Consider the following 2,153-nt stretch of genomic DNA (forward strand, 5'->3'; position numbering starts at 1 on the left):
ATCTCAGACTGCAAAGCCTTTCTAATGGTGTTGCGTGAATGACCAGTATCTCTGGAAATCTTACTGAGACTGTGACCGTATACCCGATTGGCTGTTCGGATATGTTCATATTGATCCATCCTAGGCATCCTTTCACCTCTCTATATATGGTTTTAAAAACCATATATAGAAAAGGTCGCTGTGGGTGGTCAATTTTCCGTAATCACTAGCTCTTTAACTGATCAATTTTAGAGTATCACAACCACCCTTCGGGGGATAACCCGTGAAGCACTTAACATTTTCTTGTTTTTGTGGTCTGAAAAACGTTGAAAAAACCAGAAAACAACCTGTAAGATACTAAATTTCTTGACAATCACCCTCTGTCGGACTATCTCAGGTAAAATCTTTTGTTTGCTTTCAAGGAGGTTCTGCTTTTGTTTTGCGCCAGACTGAAGAACTTGTCAGCTTGTTTGCGTCCGGGGCGAGTTTATGTTTAGCCGGCGCGGGCGTTTGTTTTCCCGGCTGGGGGCTTTGCTTTTACTGCTGTTCTTTCTTCTTTTGATCAGTTTGCCCAACCTGATTGATCTCGAGAAATTCCGTCCCCGCCTTTTGCTTTTTCTGGAATCGAAGTTCAATGGGCAAATCAGTATCGAGCGCATCAGTCTGACCTTTCGCTACGGCCCCGGTTTTCAGGTGAATGGTTTCAGGCTGACAGACCATGACGGCAGACAACGGATTGACGCGGCGGTGGCGAGGGTCAGTTTTTCCACCGGGCCCCTTTTGCGGCGCACACTGCGTCTCAAACGGCTGGTTCTGGTGGAACCCAGGATCGTATTTTCCCTGGAAAAAGGGCGTTCGCCCTGGTCCGCGTTTTTACCGCCGACCGACCGGCAGGTTGCGGTCCCCGGCCTGCCGGAGCCTGACTCGACAAACGCAGACCAAGCCTCAACTCCAGCCCAGGTTCAGGTTCAACCTTCAGCCCAAGTTCAGACCCCGCCCAACGGGTTCGCCGGATGGCATTTTCTGGGCGATCTTGAGGAAGCGAAAATTGAAATCATTAATGGTTCCCTGGAACTGACCGACCGCAGTTTTGCCGCGAGTCCGGTAATTACCCGGTTTGCGGATCTCGATGCTCGGTGCGAGTGGGGGGCGGCCGGGGCTCCAGCTGATTTCAGGCTGGACGCTCAGGTGCTGGATCACGAAAATCCGGGTTCAATCAAGATCTTCGGCCGCTGCAGTAACCTGGGCCTGCCTTTTCAGCTTGAACAAATCCGGCTTAATTGCCGGGTGCAGGCGGTTGATCTCAATGCCGCCAATTATTTCCCCTACTATCAGAAATATGTTCCGATCAGGTTTATCGGCGCCCGGGTGGATATCGATTCGACCTATCGGGGCTCTTTGCTGGGTTTGTTTTCCTCGGTAGGTAAAATCACTCTGCGGCGGGCGGAGCTCGATTATCCTCAGGTTTTCGGCCGCAAACTTGAATGCCAACGTCTTGATCTGGAATATGATTTTTGTCTGGCGGATCATTACAACACCATTGAAATGCGAAAATTCAGACTGGCTGTCGATGGCTTGAAACTCAATGGCTATTGCCTTCTGCATGAAGCCCGGCGGGGCCTGGACGGCACCATCGAGGCGCGGGTCGAGATGCCCGCCTGCCGTCCGCACCGGCTGGCCGGCCTGCTGCCCTGGCGTTTACTGCCCTGCCGATTTGAAACGTCATTTAATAAACTGCAGAATTTTGGCGAATTGTCGGTCGATGAACTGTGGCTTAAAGGCAGTTATCGTCAGATTGTCCATTTGGCGCGGGAAAATTCGCAGCAGGGCGTGTTGGGCGGTTCCATGCAGGCTCGCGGCCTACGGGTCGGGCTGCTTGAGGGGCAGGCTCCGTTGCTGCTCAATGGCGGCCGCGCCCGCCTGCAGGACGATCTGCTGATTCTGGAAGGACTCGAATTATTCCTGGCCGGTTTGCATGTCGAAGCCCTGAAGGTCTCCTTTTCCGATCTTTTCCGTAATCCACAAATCAACAGCGCCGGTTGTTTTGCGGTTGATCTGGAACGGTTTTATCCCGTTTTCGTCGCATCCCTGGCTGACTGCCGGTCGGCAGGGCAGGGGTTTTTGCCGGCTGGAATTGAACTCGGCGGCCGTCTGTGGGGGGAACTGGCTGGAGG

At 52.8% G+C, this 2,153-nt stretch carries 1 protein-coding gene; it reads left to right on the plus strand.

Annotated elements, in window-relative coordinates; all coding sequences use genetic code 11:
- Positions 1–468: 468 nt before the first annotated feature.
- Positions 469–2,153 (plus strand): DUF748 domain-containing protein (locus ENN66_03700; GenBank protein ID HDS15711.1); only part of this gene is annotated, 1,685 nt, incomplete at its 3' end.

It is taken from the genome of Pseudomonadota bacterium (genome assembly GCA_011049115.1).
In the GTDB taxonomy this organism is placed as follows: domain Bacteria; phylum Desulfobacterota; class Anaeroferrophillalia; order Anaeroferrophillales; family Tharpellaceae; genus DSCM01.